At 61.6% G+C, this 18,666-nt stretch carries 21 protein-coding genes; 15 read left to right on the top strand and 6 right to left on the bottom strand.

What is annotated here, in order from left to right:
• Window positions 1-161: 161 nt before the first annotated feature.
• Entirely contained in the window at window positions 162-629 is a 468-nt protein-coding gene (locus tag QZ498_RS13240; protein WP_294622996.1) for a YbaK/EbsC family protein, read from the bottom strand.
• An 86-nt stretch (window positions 630-715) separates the two neighbouring features.
• On the opposite strand from QZ498_RS13240, the gene QZ498_RS13245 reads away from it, so the two are divergent.
• From QZ498_RS13245 to QZ498_RS13265, 5 genes are all read left to right on the top strand, one after another.
• Entirely contained in the window at window positions 716-3,502 is a 2,787-nt protein-coding gene (locus QZ498_RS13245) for a glutamine-synthetase adenylyltransferase (RefSeq protein ID WP_294622998.1), read from the top strand.
• Between the two features lies 1 nt (window position 3,503).
• On the top strand, window positions 3,504-3,773 hold the full coding sequence (locus QZ498_RS13250) for a hypothetical protein (RefSeq protein ID WP_294623000.1): 270 nt from the start codon (window positions 3,504-3,506) through the stop codon (window positions 3,771-3,773).
• 142 nt (window positions 3,774-3,915) lie between these two features.
• The gene (locus tag QZ498_RS13255; RefSeq protein WP_294623002.1) at window positions 3,916-4,551 is read left to right on the top strand and encodes a DUF6778 family protein; all 636 of its coding nucleotides are present in this window, start codon (window positions 3,916-3,918) and stop codon (window positions 4,549-4,551) included.
• 37 nt (window positions 4,552-4,588) lie between these two features.
• Entirely contained in the window at window positions 4,589-5,788 is a 1,200-nt protein-coding gene (locus tag QZ498_RS13260; RefSeq protein ID WP_294623004.1) for an RSP_2647 family RNA methyltransferase, read from the top strand.
• Window positions 5,785-6,324 (top strand): RSP_2648 family PIN domain-containing protein, encoded by a 540-nt coding sequence (locus QZ498_RS13265; RefSeq protein WP_294623006.1) that lies wholly within the window; start codon window positions 5,785-5,787, stop codon window positions 6,322-6,324. Before QZ498_RS13260 ends, QZ498_RS13265 begins: the two co-directional genes overlap by 4 nt.
• A gap of 10 nt (window positions 6,325-6,334) precedes the next feature.
• On the opposite strand, the gene QZ498_RS13270 is transcribed toward QZ498_RS13265, so the two are convergent.
• From QZ498_RS13270 to mazG, 3 genes are all read right to left on the bottom strand, one after another.
• Entirely contained in the window at window positions 6,335-7,015 is a 681-nt protein-coding gene (locus tag QZ498_RS13270; RefSeq protein WP_294623008.1) for a M48 family metallopeptidase, read from the bottom strand.
• A 126-nt stretch (window positions 7,016-7,141) separates the two neighbouring features.
• On the bottom strand, window positions 7,142-8,290 hold the full coding sequence (locus QZ498_RS13275) for a Xaa-Pro peptidase family protein (protein WP_294623010.1): 1,149 nt from the start codon (window positions 8,288-8,290) through the stop codon (window positions 7,142-7,144).
• Window positions 8,291-8,500: 210 nt separating this feature from the next.
• A complete protein-coding gene (gene mazG / locus QZ498_RS13280) occupies window positions 8,501-9,322 on the bottom strand; it encodes a nucleoside triphosphate pyrophosphohydrolase (RefSeq protein ID WP_294623012.1) in 822 nt (273 codons plus the stop codon).
• A gap of 64 nt (window positions 9,323-9,386) precedes the next feature.
• On the opposite strand from mazG, the gene QZ498_RS13285 reads away from it, so the two are divergent.
• From QZ498_RS13285 to QZ498_RS13295, 3 genes are all read left to right on the top strand, one after another.
• Window positions 9,387-10,550, top strand: coding sequence for a M20 aminoacylase family protein (locus tag QZ498_RS13285; RefSeq protein WP_294623013.1), 1,164 nt, complete (start codon window positions 9,387-9,389; stop codon window positions 10,548-10,550).
• 12 nt (window positions 10,551-10,562) lie between these two features.
• Window positions 10,563-11,531: an agmatinase gene (gene speB, locus QZ498_RS13290; protein ID WP_294623015.1), complete on the top strand. Its 969-nt coding sequence runs from the start codon at window positions 10,563-10,565 to the stop codon at window positions 11,529-11,531.
• A 67-nt stretch (window positions 11,532-11,598) separates the two neighbouring features.
• Window positions 11,599-12,006 carry a DUF1499 domain-containing protein gene (locus QZ498_RS13295; protein WP_294623017.1) on the top strand — a complete coding sequence of 136 codons (408 nt, stop codon included), beginning with the start codon at window positions 11,599-11,601 and terminating at the stop codon, window positions 12,004-12,006.
• Here the strand turns inward: QZ498_RS13295 and QZ498_RS13300 are convergent.
• Window positions 11,920-12,231, bottom strand: coding sequence for a hypothetical protein (locus QZ498_RS13300; RefSeq protein WP_294623019.1), 312 nt, complete (start codon window positions 12,229-12,231; stop codon window positions 11,920-11,922). The two genes, QZ498_RS13295 and QZ498_RS13300, sit on opposite strands and share 87 nt — an antisense overlap.
• Before the next feature lie 64 nt (window positions 12,232-12,295).
• Between QZ498_RS13300 and prfA the strand changes: the two genes are divergently transcribed.
• The 7 genes from prfA to QZ498_RS13335 all read left to right on the top strand — a co-directional run bounded on the left by prfA (window position 12,296) and on the right by QZ498_RS13335 (window position 18,285).
• Window positions 12,296-13,345: a peptide chain release factor 1 gene (prfA, locus tag QZ498_RS13305; protein ID WP_294623021.1), complete on the top strand. Its 1,050-nt coding sequence runs from the start codon at window positions 12,296-12,298 to the stop codon at window positions 13,343-13,345.
• Entirely contained in the window at window positions 13,342-14,184 is an 843-nt protein-coding gene (gene prmC / locus QZ498_RS13310) for a peptide chain release factor N(5)-glutamine methyltransferase (RefSeq protein ID WP_294623023.1), read from the top strand. The genes prfA and prmC overlap by 4 nt, the downstream gene beginning before the upstream one ends.
• A gap of 212 nt (window positions 14,185-14,396) precedes the next feature.
• Window positions 14,397-14,957 carry a DUF4167 domain-containing protein gene (locus tag QZ498_RS13315; RefSeq protein WP_294623025.1) on the top strand — a complete coding sequence of 187 codons (561 nt, stop codon included), beginning with the start codon at window positions 14,397-14,399 and terminating at the stop codon, window positions 14,955-14,957.
• Between the two features lie 345 nt (window positions 14,958-15,302).
• Window positions 15,303-15,596 carry a ribbon-helix-helix domain-containing protein gene (locus QZ498_RS13320; RefSeq protein WP_294623027.1) on the top strand — a complete coding sequence of 98 codons (294 nt, stop codon included), beginning with the start codon at window positions 15,303-15,305 and terminating at the stop codon, window positions 15,594-15,596.
• 89 nt (window positions 15,597-15,685) lie between these two features.
• Window positions 15,686-16,081, top strand: coding sequence for a VOC family protein (locus QZ498_RS13325; protein WP_294623029.1), 396 nt, complete (start codon window positions 15,686-15,688; stop codon window positions 16,079-16,081).
• 116 nt (window positions 16,082-16,197) lie between these two features.
• Window positions 16,198-16,698, top strand: a complete 501-nt coding sequence (locus tag QZ498_RS13330) for a twin-arginine translocation signal domain-containing protein (protein ID WP_294623034.1) — start codon at window positions 16,198-16,200, stop codon at window positions 16,696-16,698.
• Between the two features lie 15 nt (window positions 16,699-16,713).
• Window positions 16,714-18,285, top strand: a complete 1,572-nt coding sequence (locus tag QZ498_RS13335) for a GMC family oxidoreductase (RefSeq protein WP_294623030.1) — start codon at window positions 16,714-16,716, stop codon at window positions 18,283-18,285.
• Between the two features lie 114 nt (window positions 18,286-18,399).
• Here QZ498_RS13335 and QZ498_RS13340 read toward each other — a convergent pair.
• Window positions 18,400-18,666, bottom strand: a 267-nt coding sequence (locus QZ498_RS13340) for an rRNA adenine N-6-methyltransferase family protein (protein WP_294623032.1), incomplete at its 5' end; no start/stop codon positions are given.

Below are 18,666 nucleotides of genomic sequence, written 5' to 3' on the forward strand. Positions count from 1 at the left end.
CTTTCACATTGCAAAGATGGGGTGCCCGTCGAACTGCCGCAAGGGCCTATGTGAATGTTTTTTACATTGAGAGTGCAAGCCACTGATAGAAAGGCGAAAAACCCTGTCTGTATCGCGTCGGTAAAACGTCGGTATTACGTCGGTGTGATTTGCAAGCAGGCTCAGGCGGTGAAATCGCCCTTGAGTGCGCCGGAGATTTTGAGCAGCAGATCGGGGGCGATGCCGAAAAGATGCCGGGGCGTGCCAGCGGCGGCCCAGACCGTGTCGAAGTCCAAAAGCCGCGGGTCGAAAAAGGCGCGCGGCGGGGTGAGGTGCCCCACGGGCGAGACCCCGCCAATGGCAAAGCCGGTTTGCGCCCGGATAAGCCCTGTATCGGCCTTGCCCAAGGGTTCGCCCGCCAAGGTGGCGGCGCGGTCGGCATCCACCTGATTGCCACCGGCGGTGACGAAAAGCACCGCCTCGCCCGACATATCGCCGCGAAAGATGATCGACTTGGCGATCTGGTCGATCCTGCAACCGACCAGATCGGCGGCCATTTGCGCGGTGGTGGCTTGTCCGATTTCCTGCGGCTCGATCTCGCATCCGGCCTCTGCCAAGGCGCAGGTGACGCGTTTCAGGCTTTTGCTCATGCCCCGGACTCCTATTCGCGTTTTGACGCACTATTCCAAGCCCATGCGGCATTGACCAGCCCCGAATGCCGGGTATCACTTGGCACATGGATTTTTCGTCACGCATCACCCGCTTGCCCCGCGCCCATGACCCCGACCAAGGGGCCGAGGCGCGCGCCTTGTTTTCTGGCTTGCGCGAAGGTCTGGCCGATTTGGTAGAGGGTGCAGCGGGATCAAGCCCGTACCTCAAGACCTTGATTGAAAAGGAAAAGGAATGGCTTCCCGGAGCGTTCAATGACCCAGAGGCTGCTCTGGATACGCTTTTTGCCGATCTGCGCGAGGTCGCGGCCGAGGCTCTGCCCGGGGCCTTGCGGCAAGGCAAGCGGCGGGTGGCCTTGATGGCCGGGCTGGCCGATCTGGCGGGCGTTTGGCCGTTGGAGGAGGTCACCGGGCGGTTGACCGAGTACGCCGACCTGGCGACCGATCTGGCGATGAAGGCTTGCGTGGGGGCCGAGATCAAGCGCGGCAAGCTGCCGGGCGCGACCGAAGACGACATCGCCACGGCGGGCGGTATGGTGGCACTGGCCATGGGGAAAATGGGGGCGGGGGAGCTGAACTATAGCTCTGACATCGACCTGATTTGCCTCTTCGACGAGACCCGCTTTGACCCGGATGATTATCACGAGGCGCGGTCCAGCTTCGTGCGCGCGACCCGCAAGATGGCGGCGATGCTGAATGACCGGACGGCCGATGGATATGTCTTTCGCACCGACCTGCGCCTGCGGCCCGATCCAAGCGTGACGCCGGTGTGCATGGCGATGGCGGCGGCGGAAACCTATTACGAAAGCCTTGGCCGCACATGGGAACGCGCGGCCTACATCAAGGCGCGGCCCTGTGCGGGGGATATCGAAGCGGGCTGGAGTTTCCTGGAGACATTGCGGCCGTTCGTGTGGCGCAAGCATCTGGATTTTGCGGCCATCGAAGACGCGCACAACATGCGCCTGCGCATTCGGGAGCATAAGGGGTTAGGCGGGCCTTTGACCTTGCCGGGCCACAACATGAAGCTGGGGCGCGGGGGCATTCGGGAAATCGAGTTTTTCACCCAAACCCGGCAGATCATCGCCGGGGGCCGGGACCGTGATTTGCGGGTGCGCGGAACGGTTGAGGGTTTGGCGCGACTGGCCGAGAAAGGCTGGATTCCAGAGGATGCGGCGGAGGTTTTGACCCGGCACTACCGGTTCCATCGCGAGGTGGAGCATCGGTTGCAAATGCTGCGCGATGCCCAGACCCATGACTTGCCAACCTCGGAGGAAGAGTTTGACCGGCTGGCCGATTTCATGGGACGAAACACGGCGGAGTTGAAGGCCGAGATTCTTGAGCGGCTGACCGAGGTGCATGACCTGATCGAAGGGTTCTTTGCGCCGGAAAATGGCGAGGCCGATGGGGAGGGGAACGAAGGGTTCGACGAGGAGGTGTTGAACCGTTGGCCCAGTTACCCCGCGCTACGCTCACAACGGGCGGTGGAGATTTTCAAGCGGCTGCGGCCTGAAATCCTGTCGCGGTTGGCGCAAACCGCGCATCCGCATGAGGCGCTTTTGGCCTTTGACGGGTTCTTGGCGGGCCTGCCGGCGGGGGTGCAGGTGTTTTCGCTGTTCGAGGCCAATCCGCAACTGGTGGATTTGCTTTTGGATATCGCCGGCACATCGCCCAAGTTGGCGGCGCATCTGTCGCGCAATGCAGGCGTGTTCGATGCGGTGATCGCCGGGGATTTCTTTGCTGACTGGCCGGGACGGGAGGCTTTGCAAGACGAGCTTTCGGCGCGGATGGCGGCGGAAGAAGATTACGAGCGCAAGTTGGACAGCGCCCGGCGTTGGATGAAGGAATGGCATTTCCGGGTTGGCGTCCATCACCTGCGCGGGCTTGTCGATGCTGATGCGGCAGGCCAGCAGTATGCTGACTTGGCGGGGGCTGTGATTGGCGCGGTCTGGCCCGTTGTCCAAGCGCAGTTTGCCGAGAAGCATGGCCCCCCGCCGGGGCGCGGAGCGGTGGTGCTTGGTATGGGCTCGCTTGGCGCCGAGCGGTTGAATGCCGGGTCTGATCTGGACCTCATTGTGATTTATGATGCGGCGGGTGTGGAAAGCTCTGAAGGGCGCAGGCCCTTGGCAGCGCGGCCCTATTATGCGCGGCTGACGCAGGCGATGATCACCGCGCTGACCGCGCCGATGGCGGAAGGGCGTTTGTACGAAGTGGATATGCGCCTGCGGCCTTCGGGCAATCAGGGGCCTGTGGCAACCGGGTGGCATTCATTCCGCGAGTATCAGCGCAACGAGGCTTGGGTCTGGGAGCATCTGGCGCTGACCCGCGCGCGGGTGATTGCCGGGCCGGATGCTCTGGCGCGGGATGTCGAAGGGTTTCGCGCGGAGTTGCTGGCCGTGGCGGGGGAGCCGTCGAAGGTCTTGCAGGAAGTGGCCAAGATGCGCGCCCGGATCGCCGATGCGAAATCCCCCGATGGGCCGTGGGATGCAAAACTGGGGCCGGGGCGGTTGCAGGAGGTGGAGCTTCTGGCGCAGGCCTGTACCTTAATCGCGGGCCGGGACGAGCGGGACGTGGCCGCCGGCTTGCAGGCAGGTGTCGCAATCGGCTTGCTGGATGACGGCGAGAGAGAGGCGCTTGCCCGTACCTATGGGCTTTGCTGGACCTTGGTGCAGGCCTCGAAGTTGCTCAGTGACCGGGCGCTTGACCCGGAAGCTATCGGCGAGGGCGGCAAGGCTTTTGTCCTGCGTGAAAGCGGGTTTGAAACGATTGCGGCGCTAGGGGCCGCATTGGAAGAGGAAACCGGGAAGGCAGGGGTCGTGATCAATGCGGCCCTCGACCGCCAGCCCAGGCAGGTGTGAGATGAACAAAGACCCGTTGGACCCCAAGCGCCTCATTCGGGAGGCCTATAATATCGACGGCATCGAAAAACCCGAGTGCCGGTCCATTTTCCTGGATTGGGCGCTGTCGCTTCCAGAGGGGCAGGAAAGCCGTGGGGCGATCATGGTGATGCTGGAGCAATACCGCGGTCATTACCCCGAACATCCGATGACAGAGGTTCTGTCGGAAGGCTTGGAGGCCGCGCGGGCACCCCGGCGACGTGGCGGTTGGCGCAGCCGCGATAGATCATGAAACGCGGGGATTGCTGCGCGGCGCGGAGCATTCATGACATCGAAGCACCACGCGATTGTACCTTATTTGTCTAAAATGCGCCTCAATTCGGGGTCAGTGTCTCCTCCAAACGCATGGGTGAGAACCACCCGAGGAGGATACCATGAAACCCATCCGAATGATTGCCGCCCTGATGCTTGGCCTTGCCGTATCGGCCTGTGGCACAGTTGAAACCGCAACGCGGAACGCCCCGCTGGAGACGCCCGAGATGGCGCCGTCGCCGGTGTCGTACAATGTGGAAGCCGTACGAGTTTCGGTGCCCAAGTCTTTGAAGGTGTCCGAGGCGAACCGCTATTACCCGGGCGGGGACATCGTGTGGCGCGAAGACCCGGTGGGCGACCGTCATGCACAGGTGAAGGCGATCGTTGAGGCGGGGCTGTCGGAAGGTATCAGCGCCATGGATCCCGGCGCGGTTCCGGTCGTGATGGATGTCGAAGTGACGCGCTTCCATGCCCTCACGGAAAAGGCGCGTTATACTATCGGTGGTGTCCACGCGATCCAGTTCAAAATGCAACTGCGCAACCCTGAAACCGGTCAAGCCTATGGTGAGCCGCATCTTGTCAAAGCCGATTTCAAGGCGTTTGGCGGGGCCAGGGCGATCGAGGCCGAGCGCAATGGGCTCACCCAGAAGCGCCGGATCACGGAGCATTTGGCGAAGGTGATCCAGACCGAATTGACCTCGCCCGATGGCTACAAGGCTGCCAATAACGGACTCATGGGGGCGATCAACCAACTCTGATCTTTCCCGATAGTTTGAAACGGCGTAAGGGGACGGTATGACACCGTCCCCTTATCCTATTGTCCGTATGCGTCCGAAAACTCAGGCCCGTGCTGTGCGGCATGGCGCGCCTTGGGTTTTTGACAACGAGTTGGTCACCGACCGGCGCACCAAGAAGCTAGCGCCCGGCACGATTGCCCTTTTGGAAGATTCCGAGCGCAAACCTTTGGCCGTGGTCGCGGTGAACCCCAATTCGCGCATCATGGCGCGGGTTCTGGACCGGGACGCGCAAGCGGTGATTGATGGCGCTTGGCTGCGCAAAGGCGTGGCGCGCGCCTTGGCCTTGCGGGAGCGGCTTTTCGAGGCCCCGTTTTACCGGCTTGTCCATGCCGAGGCCGATGGCCTGCCCGGCGTGGTGATCGACCGTTTTGGTGATGCGGCGGTGATCCAGCCCAATGCGGCATGGGCCGAGGGGATGCTGGAGGAGTTGTGCGCCGCTGTGGTCGAGGTGACGGGCGTGAAAACCGTGCTGAAGAACGCCATGGGCCGCGCGCGGGTCTTGGAAGGGTTGGACGAGGAAAACACCGTGTTGCACGGCGTAGCCCCGGTTGGCCCGGTGCCGGTGCCGATGAATGGCGCGACCTATATGGCCGATCTGATGGGCGGTCAGAAAACCGGGCTATTCTACGATCAGCGGCCCAATCACGCCATTGCCGCGCAGCTTTCCAAGGGCGCGCGGGTTCTGGACGTGTTCAGCCATGTAGGGGGCTTTTCGCTGGCCTGTTTGGCGCATGGTGCGGAAAGTGCTGTTGCCGTGGATGGCAGCCAAGCGGCCTTGGATTTGGCCGCCGAGGGGGCGGTGCAAACGGGTGTGGCCGAGCGCTTTGAGACCCGCAAAGGCGATGCCTTTGACGTCTTGACCGAGATGGGAAAGGCGGGCGAAACATTTGACGTAGTGATCTGTGACCCACCTGCTTTTGCGCCTAACAAGAAGGCTTTGGAGGCGGGTTTGCGCGCCTATGAGCGGGTGGCGCGGCTGGCCGCGCCCTTGGTGGCCGAGGGTGGATTTCTGGGGCTGTGCAGTTGTTCGCATGCTGCCGATCTGTCGAAGTTTCGCACGGCCAGCGTGCGCGGCATTGGCCGGGGCGGGCGCAGCGCGCAACTGATCCACACCGGGTTTGCCGGGGCGGATCATCCGCTGCATCCGCAACTGGCCGAATCCGGCTATCTCAAATCGTTGTTTTTCCGTTTGGTATGAAGGCCTTACTGGATACCTGCGTGATCTATCCCACGGTGATGCGACAGATGTTGCTGGGGGTGGCGAAACAGGGGGTCTTTACCCCGCTGTGGTCGGCGCGGATCATCGAGGAATGGCAGCGCGCGGCGGTCAAGCTGGGCCCGGAGGGTGTGGCGCAGGCCGGGGCCGAGGCGGCGATGCTTTCGGCAAACTGGCCCGGGGCGGAGGTAAGCTATCCACCGTCGCTGGAGGCGCGGTTATGGCTGCCGGATGCGGCGGATGTGCATGTTCTGGCCGCCGCGATCGCTGGGTCGGCGGATATGATTATCACGCTGAATACAAAGGATTTTCCGCGCAACATCTTGGCGGAAGAGGGGCTGTCGCGGGTGGACCCGGACGGGTTTTTGCACGGCATCTACCAAGCGCAGCCCGAGGCAGTGGCGCAGGTGGGCGCGGAGGTCTTGGCCGAGGCCAACCGCCTGTCGGGCAAGACGTGGGAAATGCGGGCGCTTTTGAAAAAGGCGCGGTTGCCGCGAATCGCCAAAGCCTTGAGTTAAAGCCGAAACTTCAGGTCCATTTCGCTTCGAGTTTTTCGATGGCGGCGATGCGTTCGTGGGTTTTGGGGTGGCTCATCAGCCACGCGGGCATCGCGCCGCCGCGCGCCTCGGTCAGCGATTCCAGCTTTTGAAACAAGGACTTCTGGGCCTCGGTGCCGATGCCGGCCTTGGTCAGAAGGGCGGCGGCGTATTCATCGGCCTCATACTCATCCCCACGCGACAGGCGCGCGGCCAGAAGCGAGGTGAGACCGTTGGCGATCCAGACGCCGATGCCGGGCAGAAAGCGCGACAGGATCATCGCAAGTGCCGTGCGCAGGGCGTTTTGGCCGGAAAAGTCGATCATCCGGCGGCGGGTATGGCCCAAGGCGACGTGTCCCAATTCATGCGCGATGACGCTGGCCAGTTCTTCGGCGGTGACCTCACCATTCTGAAATTTCCTGTAAAACCCGCGTGTTATGAAGATACGCCCGTCGGGGGCAGCAAGGCCGTTCACCGGGTCGATCTCGTAGATATGGACCTTGATGCGGGGCAGGTCGAGGGCCTTGGCAAGCTGATCCGTCATGCGTTTGAGGGTCGGATCGGCCAGTTCGGTAGACTGCGCGTCAAGCTCACGCTTGGTGCGCCAGACCGAGAAGCGGTACATGGCGAAGGCGTAGAGAACGGCCAGAAGGATGGGCGTGAACTTGAGCATGTCAAAGATATGGGGCAGGGCGCGCGATTGGGCAAGCCGGGGCGTACGAGTCGTACGACAAGGGGGCCTGTTTCGTACGAAAATCCTGGGCTGGCGGAATGTAATCGTACGAGTCGTACGAAACCCCTAGCGGACCAGCATATCGAGCGGCTGCTTCGAGAGGCGTTCAACCCCGGTATCAGTCACCAGAACCGAGTGGCCAAGGCACATGGCCAGCCCTTGGGCCTCGTCCATCAGGATCATGTGCAGGAAGAAGACTTGCCCGGCCTGCATGATCAGCGGGTTGCCTTCGTAGAACATCGGGAAGTCGACCCAGATGGGATTGTAGACCGCGCCCATGCCATAGCCGCAGGCCTGCATCCGGGCGGAGCTGAGCCCGTGGGCATCGAGCGTGCGGGCGTGGGCGTCAAAGACATGTCCCATGGGATCGCCGGGGCGGATCGCCGCTTCGCAGGCCTCTAGCGCGGCGCGGGCGGCGGTATGCATGTGGCGTTGGGTGTCGTTTGGTTCGCCGATGACGACGGTTTGCATCATGGCGGCGTGGTAGCGGGCGTAGGCCCCGGACCATTCCCATGTCATTTGATCCTGCGCGTCGAGGTGGCGGCGGCCCGAGTAGTAGCGGCAGAGAAGCGCGCCGGGGCCGGAGCCGAGGATGAACTCGTTGCCCGCGTAATCGCCGCCGCCTTTGAAGACCGCGCCTTGCATGGCGGCGAGGATGTCGCCCTCGAAGGCGCCGGCGCGGGTCTCCGTGAGGCCTGCGTCCATGGCGGCGTCAGAGAGGGCCGCGGCGCGGCGGTGCATCTCGACCTCGGCGGGGGATTTGACGCGACGCAGGGCGCGGATGAGATCGGAGTGATCCGTGACATCGGGCAGTTGGCCCTTGAGAAGCGCGCCATTGGCATCCGTCAGGCCGGGGGTTTGGGACTCGTAGCCAAGCCGCCCGTTGGCGACCTTGAGCTTTTGCAGGAGGTCGCGCAGGTGGGCGGCGGGGTTGGAGCCTTCATACTGTGGCCAGACGTGGATTTGAGCGTCGGTCAGGGTGGAGGTGTGCTTGGCCTGAAGCCGGTCGGGCATCCGCGTCATCAGGTGCAGATCGCCCGAGGCGGTGAGCACCATGCATTGGAACATGGCAAAGCCGAAGGTGTCATAGCCGCAAAGCCAGTAGTGGCTTTCGGGAGCAAAGAGCAGGATCGCATCAAGCCCGGCCTCTTGCACGGCCTTGGTGGCGCGGGCCTGTCGCGCGGAATACTCAGTCGCGTCGAAATGCAGCGGCATGGGCTGTGGTCCCTGTTTTTTGCTTTGCCGATGACAAGAGGCCGGATTTTGCAGGGGCGCAAGAGAAATGGTTTGCCGTTGCCAAAAGGAGCGGCTGCGCCGCGCAGGTTAAGCGCGCTGTCGCGCGCCGGTTGGGGGCTTTGCCCCCGGCGTTGAAAATCGGAGGATTTTCAACGCCTCCCCCAGAGTATTTATGGAAAGATGAAGAGGTTATGGCGTTTGGCGTTCTTCGGCTTTGGCGCGGTTCCAGAGTGCGTCCATTTCTTCGAGATTGCTGTCATGTGGTGTTTTTCCAGCCTCGGCGAGGAGGGCTTCGATCCGGCCGAAGCGGCGGGTGAACTTGGCGTTGGCGCCGCGCAGGGCGCTTTCGGGGTCAACCTTCATGTGGCGGGCGAGATTGGCCATGACGAAAAGCAGATCGCCGAATTCCTCTTCGATTTTGTCTTGCGGGAGGCTGGCGGCGGCTTCCTTTAGTTCCTGGGCTTCTTCGGTGATCTTGTCGATCACTTGCGCGGTCTCGGGCCAGTCGAAGCCCACACGCGCGGCGCGTTTTTGCAGTTTGACGGCGCGCAGCAGGGCGGGCAGGCCCACGGCCACGCCATCAAGCACGCCGGTTTGGGACTTTTGCGCGCGCTCGGCGGCCTTGATGGTTTCCCAGTCGCGGGTTTGTTGTTCGGCGGATTTATCGCGGGATTCGTCGCCGAAAACATGCGGGTGGCGGGCGACCATCTTGTCGGAGATGGCATTGGCCACGTCATCGAAGGCGAAATGCCCTTCGTCTTGGGCGATTTGGGCGTGGAAAACCACTTGCAGCAGCAGGTCGCCCAATTCGTCGCGCAACTCGTCATGGGCGGCGCGTTCGATGGCATCGGCGACCTCGTAGGCTTCCTCGATGGTGTAGGGGGCGATGCTGGCGAAGGTTTGTTCGATGTCCCAGGGGCAGCCGCTTTCGGGGTCGCGCAGGCGGCGCATGATTTCGCGCAGGCGGGGCATGCCGCCCTTGGGGTCGTGAATGAGGCTGTCGTCGGGCATTGCGCATCCTCGCGTTTTGGCGTTGAAGTCGGAGCCTAGGGATATATGCGAAGGAGTCCAGCCGATGGCGGTCATCAACCGGATTGCAGGTTTTGCCGATGAGATGGCGGCATGGCGGCAGGCGTTGCACAGGCGGCCCGAACTGGGCTTTGCCTGCCATGAGACAGCCGGTTTCGTGGTGGAGCGATTGCGGGAGTTCGGGATTACCCGGATCGAGGAGAGGATTGCCGAAAGCGGGATTGTTGCGGTGATCGAGGGGCAGGGGGATGGCCCGGTGATCGGGCTGCGGGCGGATATGGATGCCTTGCCGATCCATGAGGCGACGGGGGCGGAGTATGCCAGCGAAGTGGCGGGCTGCATGCATGCCTGTGGCCATGATGGGCATGTCACGATGCTGTTGGGGGCGGCCAAGTATTTGGCCGAGACCCGGAATTTTGCAGGCTCTGTTGCCTTGATTTTCCAGCCCGCCGAGGAGGGCCCGGGCGGGGCTGTGCCGATGGTGGAGGCGGGGATCATGGAGCGATACGGAATTGAACAGGTCTATGCCCTGCATTGTGCGCCGGGCGTTGATGAGGGGGTGTTTCATACCACGCCGGGGCCGATCATGGCCTCGGTCGATACGATCCATATTGATGTTTTCGGGCAAGGCGGCCATGGGGCCATGCCGCAGGAGTGCCGCGACCCGGTGGTCGCGGCCTGTGGTATTGTGCAGGCGATCCAGACGATCCTGAGCCGGAACTTGGCCGCGCTTGATCAGGCCGTGGTGTCGATCACGCAAATTCACACCGGGAGCGCGGATAACGTGGTGCCGGACCGGGCCTATATTAACGGCACGGTGCGGACCTTTGACCGGGAGGTTCGGCGGGTCATCTGGCAGCGGTTGGAGGAGATCGTGGCGGGGCAAGCCGCGAGCTATGGTGTGGCGGCCGAGTTGCGCTGCGAGGAGGGCTATGCGCCGACGGTGAATGATGCTGAGAAGGCCGGGTTTGCGGCCGAGGTGGCGCGCGAGGTGGCCGGGGCGGCGGGCATCGTGCCGGATATGGACCGGCAGATGGGGTCGGAGGATTTTGCCGCCATGCTGGAGGCGCGACCGGGAGCTTATCTGTTCCTGGGCCAAGGGCCGGGTGCGGGGTTGCACCACCCGGAGTTCGATTTCAACGACCGGATCGCGCCTGTGGGCGCGTCGTTTTTCGCGCGGCTGGTCGAGCGTGCGCAGCCGGTGGGATGAGGGGAGTTAGAGATGGCCTTGGAAGATGCGAAACATCAGGTTGATCAGGCGTTTACGCGGGAAAGTTCACGCGGTTTGTCTTATGAAAATACCTTTGGTGGGGCGCTGTCGTTCTTGCGGCGGCGGTATACCAAGGATCTGGCCGGGGTCGATCTGGCCGTCACCGGCGTGCCTTTCGATCAGGCGGTGACCAATCGGCCCGGCGCGCGATTGGGGCCGCGGGCGGTGCGAGAGGCAAGCGCGCTGCAGGTTTTTGATCCGCCCTATGGCTGGGATGGGTTCAGCCCTTTGGAGGAGTTCGATATCGTCGACTATGGCGATCTGGCTTTTGACTATGCGGATATTCCCAGTTTTCCCGGTGCGTTGACGGCGCATATCCGGGGTATTTTGCAGGCCGGGGCGGCGAGTATTGCGCTTGGTGGCGATCATTACATTTCTTTCCCGATTTTAAGGGCTTATGCGGAGAAGTTCGGGCCACTCTCGTTGTTACAATTCGATGCGCATTCCGACACTTGGGCTGATGATGACATGGCCCGCGTGGACCATGGCACGATGTTCTACAAGGCGGTGAAGGAAGGCTTGGTGGACCCTGCGCGATCCGTGCAGGTGGGGATACGCACGGTGAATGCCGATAACCTTGGCGTGCCCACGATTGACGCGCGCGAGGTGCATGAGCGTGGGCCGGTGGAAACCGCCAAGACGATCAAGGAGATACTGGGCGATTCTGCGACCTATGTGACCTTCGATATCGACTGTCTGGACCCCGGGTTTGCGCCGGGCACCGGGACGCCGGTTTGGGGTGGCCTGTCCTCGGGGCAGGCGGCGATCATTTTGCGTGATCTGGCGGGGATCAACATGGTGGGGGGCGATGTTGTGGAAGTCTCGCCGCCCTATGACCCAAGTGGGGCCACGGCGGTGGCGGGCGCGCATGTGGCGATGGAATTGATTTGCCTCTGGGGCTGGACGCGGCGCGGGGCCTGACCCAAGTGCTATTGCGCCGGTGGGGGCCTCCGGCGGGAGTATTTTTGCCAAAAAGAAGGGGCAGATTATGATCAAATGGTTGGTTTTGGGCGCAATCGGGATCGCGGTGGCCTTGGGCGTTTATGTGCGCTTGGCCCCGACGAACCCGGACCAATGGCACGAGATGCCGGGGGCGGTGACCAACCGGGATTTGCCCGGCGGGGCGATGCGGGTTGTGGGCGCCGGTGAAGGTGGTTTGGCGCGGATGGATGAGATCATTCGCGACACGCCAAGGACCGAGGTTCTGGCGGGGTCGGTAGAAAGTGGCATGGTGACTTACGTCACGCGATCCAAGGTCTTTGGGTTTCCCGACTACACCACGGTGCGCGCGGCGGGGCCGCAGTTGGAGTTATACGGGCGGTTGCGCTTTGGAAAATCCGACATGGGCGTCAATGCGGCTCGATTGGACCGGTGGCTCAAGGCGTTTGCGGAGTGACGAGGACAGGCAGCCATCGGAAATCTTGCGCCACATCGGGTTGTTGAGCGACATCTGGCATTGTGCCATGAAACTTTTGCCATCGACGTGCAGGCAGGTCATTTCGCCCAGTTCCACGCGGCTGCCGGATTTATCGGTGCAATAGCAATCCACGGTTTTACCGCCGATGGTTTGATCGGCGAGCGCCGGGGTGGCCAGACAGCATATGAGGGCGATCCATCGCATGGGCCCAGTATATCACAGGGTTTGATCTTGACCAAACCCGGGTAAAGGGGCAGATGCCATAGCCATGGTGCCTTTGGACAGACTGAATGAGATCGTGCAGCGTTTCGAATATATCGAGGCGCAGATGAATGCCGGTGGCGGGGATATCGCGCAATTGGGCCGCGAATATGCCGAGTTGCGCCCGGTGGTTGAGGAAATCCGCGCCTATCAGCAGGCTGTGCAGGATATCGAGGGTGCGCGCGCCATGCTTGATGACCCGGAAATGCGCGAGTTGGCGCAGGAAGAACTTTCTGAGCTTGAGGCGCAATTGCCGGGCATGGAGGAGCGGCTGCAACTGGCGCTTTTGCCCAAGGACGAGGCGGATGCGCGGCCTGCGGTAATTGAAATCCGGCCCGGCACGGGGGGCGAGGAAGCGGCGCTTTTTGCAGGGGACTTGGCGCGGATGTATCAGCGCTATGCCGAGGCGAAGGGCTGGAAATTCGAGGTGATCGAAGAAAGCCAGACCGAGCTTGGCGGGATCAAGGAATTGGTCGCGCGGGTGTCGGGCGATCATGTTTTTGCACGGCTCAAATACGAATCCGGGGTGCATCGGGTGCAGCGGGTGCCGGAAACCGAAAGCGGCGGACGCATCCATACTTCGGCGGCGACGGTGGCGGTTCTGCCCGAGGCGGAGGATGTGGACATCCAGATCGACCAGAACGATCTGCGGATTGATACGATGCGATCCTCGGGGGCGGGTGGGCAGCACGTGAACACCACCGACTCGGCGGTCAGGATCACGCATGTTCCCACCGGGATCGTTGTGACCAGTTCGGAGAAGTCGCAGCACCGCAACCGCGAGATCGCCATGCAGGTGTTGAAAACCCGGCTTTACGACATGGAACGGCAGAAGGCGCATGATGAACGGTCGAGCACCCGGGCGGCGCAGGTGGGCTCGGGCGATCGGAGTGAACGCATCCGGACCTATAACTTCCCGCAAGGCCGGATGACCGACCACCGGATCAACCTGACGCTTTACAAGCTCGATCAGGTGATGGCCGGTGATCTGGACGAGGTGATCGACGCGCTGACGGCGGATGCGCAGGCGGCCATGCTGGCGGAGATGGAGGGGTGATCCTGCGCGATGTGCTGAGCACCGGGGCAGGGGAGTTGCGTGCGGCGGGCATTGAGGAGGCCATGCGCGATGCGCGGCGGTTGATGGCATTGGCCTTGGGCGTTGAGACGGGGCGCTTGACCCTTTTGGAACGCGATGAGGTAAAGCCCGTGGCCGTGGCGACCTTCCATGATGCGGTGCGTCGGCGATGTGAGGGGGAACCAGTGTCGCATATCCTTGGCTGGCGGGAATTTTACGGGCGGCGCTTCGAGGTTACTCGGGATGTTCTGGACCCGCGACCCGAGACCGAAGGATTGATTGCCGAGGCCCTGCGGGAGCCGTTCGAGGAGGTTTTGGACCTTGGCACCGGCACGGGCTGCATCCTTCTATCGCTTTTGGCGGAGCGGTCGGGGGCCAGTGGGGTCGGGACGGATGTGAGCCCCCATGCTTTGGACGTGGCCGCGCGTAATGCGCAGGCCTTGGGGGTCGCCGGGCGTTGTGCCTTGATCGAAAGCGATTGGTTCGGCGCCGTGCGGGGGACATATGACCTTATTGTTTCCAACCCGCCCTATATTGCCGCCGGTGAGATGGCGGGGCTGGCGCGGGAGTTATCCTATGAACCGCGTATGGCCCTGACGGATGAAGCCGATGGGTTGAACGCCTACAGGGCCATCGCGGCAGGCGCGGGCGCGCATTTGCGGCCGCAAGGGCGGCTTTTGGTCGAAATCGGCTGTGCGCAGGGGGCTGCGGTGGCCGCGCTGTTCGAGGCGGCTGGATTCGCCGATGTGGGGGTGTGGCCCGACCTTGATGGCCGTGACCGGGTTATCACTGGACGGTGGAACGGTGCGGAAAAACGCTGAAACGGCGACAAAATTCGGCGAATCGAGTACAAATTTAAGAATTTCCCTTGTAAGCAAGGCTGGGGCATGTTTAGTCAGGGTATCAAGACGGTGGATGCCCCTCTCGGGCGGTCCCGCTTGATATTAAGCCAAGAAAAGATTGATCCGGTGGACTGGGTGCAAGAGGCACCTGACGGATCAAACGGCAGCAGCACAGGGCTGATAGCTGAAAAATGAGATCATCCAAGTCACGTTCGCGTAACAAATCGGGCCGCAATAATCGCTCGATGGGGAATATCGTCAACCGGGTTTTCGATAGTTCGGGCCCGGAAGGCAAAGTGCGCGGCACGCCGCAGCAGATCGTCGACAAGTATAACCAGTTGGCCCGCGATACGCAGCTTTCTGGAGATCGGGTTCTGGCCGAAAATTTCCAGCAACACGCGGAGCATTACCTGCGCCTTCTGAGCAGCGCCCAGAAAGAGCAGGAGCAGCGCCGCGAAGAGCAGGAGCGCCAGAACCGCGAACGGCAGGCGGAGCGGGATCGCGAACGCGCCAAGCGGCAGGAGCGCGAAGCGAACAGTGGCGGTGATCCTTCTGATACGCCGCAGCCTGATGTGGTCGAAGAGGCGAGCGATGACAGTGGTCTGGTGGAAACGCCCGAAACCAAGAAGTCGGACAAGCCCAAGCGGACACGCAAGCCCAAGCCAAAGGCCAAAGCTGATGGCGATAAGGCCAAAGGTGAGGATATGCCTAAAGCCGAGGGTGGCGACGGAGCGCCGGAAGCGGCGGAGTGATCTTGGTCTGACCCAAGTGTTCGAAACGGTCCTTTCGGGGGCCGTTTTTCATTTGTCAGTTGGTTTTGGCGGGCAGGGGTTTTTGGTCAACCCGCGTGACGTGGCGCGCTTGAAGACTGGTCGTGGTTGGCCACGACATGACAGTCTGTGTGCCTTTTCAGGGTCAGAGCAGAGCCGCGAGTAGTGTGGTCGCGCTTGACGATGACAACAGGGCCGGTTGCGCCGCGTAGTTTACAAAACCCCAGCAAGCGATAAACTTGTCGAGTGAGTGCGGATGCATGACCGAGCCAAAACCCGATGGACTTACGCAGCATCGCGGATTGGGCATCAAGAGGGAGGATCAAGATGTGCCAGATTTTTGCCGGCCAAAACCCGGAGCGCTACGATTTGGAGACCCGGCGGATGCGACTGAATGGACAGAGTACCAGTATCCGACTTGAAAAGTCTTTCTGGGCCATCGTGGATGAACTGGCCGCGATGGAGGGGTTGTCGACCCCAGGCTTCGTTTCGCAGTTGCACGGTGAAGTGCTTGAATTGCATGGTGAAACCAAGAATTTTACCTCGCTTCTGCGCTGTACTTGTTTGCTTCATCTTGAGCTTCAGCAGGGGGCGGGCAGCGGGAATATCGCCGCTGAGTAGAGAGAAAGCCGGTGTAGTAAGCCGTTACTACCCAAATCAATGATGGCCATGGCACACTTCTTGAACAGATAACCTGTTTGGAGGAGCCCATGGCAAAAGCCATTCACAGCATGATCCGTGTTCTCGATGAGGACAAATCCGTTGCGTTCTACAAGACGGCATTTGGCTTGGATATTGCCGACAGGCTGGATTTTTCGGATTTCACGCTGGTTTACCTGAGTAATGACGAAACCGAGTTCGAGGTCGAGTTGACCGTGAACAAAGGCCGAACGGAACCCTATGATCTGGGTGATGGGTATGGCCATCTTGCGGTGTCGGTCGAGAATCTCGAAGCGGAGCACGCGCGCCTGACCGAGGCGGGGCTGGAGCCGCGCAAGATTGTCGAATTTGCGCCCGACGGTGAGCTTGTCGGAAAGTTTTTCTTCATCGCGGATCCCGATGGCTACCAGATCGAGGTGTTGGAGCGCTCGGGACGTTTCAAGTGACGCGATAGCAATCAACGCGGGTTGGGCCTGGCGTGATCCGACCTGCATAACAAGAGGAAAGCACGCCACATAGGGAGGACATAACGTTGAGTACCCAAACAAAATCGCTTCGGACCATGTCCCGGCGCGATCTACTGAAAGGTGCGACCACCGCCGTCGGCGCATTCGTTTGCGGCGCGGGCTACGTGACAGGGCAGAATGCCGCCTGGGCCACGGAGATGGACGCGCTGAAGCCGGAAACCTTTGCCACGCTTGTGCAGATGGCACGGGATATTTACCCGCATGATCAGGTTGGCGACGAATACTATGTTGCCGCCGTCAAGGGCTATGACAAACCCGAAGAGGTCGACGCGATCACTGCGGGCATCGACGCGCTGAATGACCGTGCGCGTGAGATGAAAGGCCAGGAATATGCCGATCTTGGATGGGAGCGGGACCGCGTGGATGTGCTGCGCTCGATGGAGGAGGAGGCCTTTTTCCAGCGTATTCGCGGCGGGCTTGTGACCGGGCTATACAACCAGAAAGCGGTTTGGCCGATCTTCGGCTACGAAGGCGAGAGTTTTTCGAAAGGCGGATATATCAACCGCGGTTTCGATGACATCTCGTGGATCGGTTGAGGGGAGGATCAAACCATGACAGCACCATTTGAACACAACGACGACAGTGTCGTCGTCGTCATTGGGACAGGCGCCGGTGGTGGCGTTCTGGCCAACGAACTGGCGCAGAAGGGCGTGAGCGTTGTGGCGCTTGAAGCCGGTGGGCGTTACCTGCCCGAGGATTACGTCAACGACGAGTGGGAGAGTTTTGGCCAATTGGCATGGCTTGACCCGCGCACGACCTCGGGCGATTGGCGCGTGGCCAAGGATTTTTCCGGCCTGCCTGCCTGGATCGTCAAGGCGGTGGGTGGCACGACGACCCACTGGGCCGGGGCATCGCTTCGCTTCCAGGATCACGAGTGGAAGGCGCGCACGACCTATGGCGAGGTCGAGGGTGCCAGTCTGCTTGACTGGCCCATCGACCCTCGCGAAATGGACAGCTATTACGACAAGGCCGAGAAAAAGCTGAACGTGACGCGCACCAATGGCAATCCGGGCCTTCCGGGATGCAACAATTACAAGGTGTTCGAGGCGGGCGCGAAAAAGCTGGGTTACAAGGAGGTCCATACCGGCCGCATGGCGATCAACAGCCGTGACGACCAGGATCGGGCGATGTGCCAGCAGACGGGCTTTTGCTTTCAGGGATGTAAATGGGGGGCCAAGTGGTCGGCGGCCTATACCGACATTCCGCAAGGCGAGGCCACCGGCAATCTTGAAGTGCGCGAGAAGGCGCATGTGGCGCGTATCCTGCACAACGAGGCGGGCAAGGTCACCGGCGTGGAGTATTTCGACGAGAATGGCGATCTGCAAATGCAGAAGGCTCGCATTGTCTGTGTTGCGGGCAACTCTTTTGAGTCGCCGCGCATGTTGCTGAATTCGGCGTCGAACATGTTCCCGAACGGTCTGGCCAACAGTTCCGATCAGGTGGGCCGCAACTATATGCGGCACATGACCGGGTCTGTCTATGCGGTGTTCGAACAGCCGGTGAAGATGTGGCGTGGCACGACCATGGCGGGCATCGTTCAGGACGAATCCAGGCATGACCCGAGCCGTGGTTTCGTGGGTGGTTATGAGTTGGAAACCCTGTCGCTTGGCCTGCCGTTCATGGCGGCCTTCCTTGATCCGGGAAGCTGGGGGCGTGAGTTTACCACTGCGCTGGACCAGTACGAGAACATGGCCGGGATGTGGATCGTGGGCGAGGATATGCCCCAGTCCGACAACCGTGTCACGCTCAATACCGAGGTGAAGGACCAATTCGGGCTACCGGTGGCGAATGTGCATTTCAGCGACCATCCCAATGATATCGCGATGCGCAACCACGCCTATGAGCGGGGCATGGCGATTTATGATGCCGTGGGAGCGACGCGGACTTTCCCGACGCCGCCCTATCCCAGCACCCATAACCTTGGCACCAACCGGATGTCGGAAAATCCCGAGGACGGTGTTGTGAACAAGTGGGGCCAGACCCACGATATCGACAATCTTTTCATCTCCGACGGGTCGCAGTTTACAACCGGGGCCGCGGAGAACCCGACTTTGACGATTGTCGCGCTTGCCATTCGGCAGGCGGATCATATCGCAGGCGAAATGTCAGCCGGCAATCTTTGATCGGTGGCATGAGCGTTGTCCCGGCGCCTTGAAGGGGCGCCGGGATTTTTTGTGCGATGATGGTCGTGGGGTTGCGTAACCCGCCGTCTGGTGACGGCTGACAAAAGACGGTGGTTAGGCCTCGAAACCGCGGGCGAGGGCGCAGAATTGTTCCAGATGCACGGTTTCGGCGCGGTCGGTGGGTTGGATGCCTGCGGCAAGCAGGCGGTCTTCGATATCGGGGGCCATGCCCTTGAGGGCGGCGCGCAGCATCTTGCGGCGTTGGTTGAAGGCGCGGGCGACCACGCGTTCGAGGATCTTGGGGTCGGCGGGAAAGCGCGGCTCGGACAGGGCCTTGAGTTGAACGACGGCGCTTGAGACCTTGGGCGGCGGAGTGAAGGC

The organism is uncultured Roseovarius sp. (genome assembly GCF_913057115.1).
GTDB lineage: Bacteria > Pseudomonadota > Alphaproteobacteria > Rhodobacterales > Rhodobacteraceae > Roseovarius.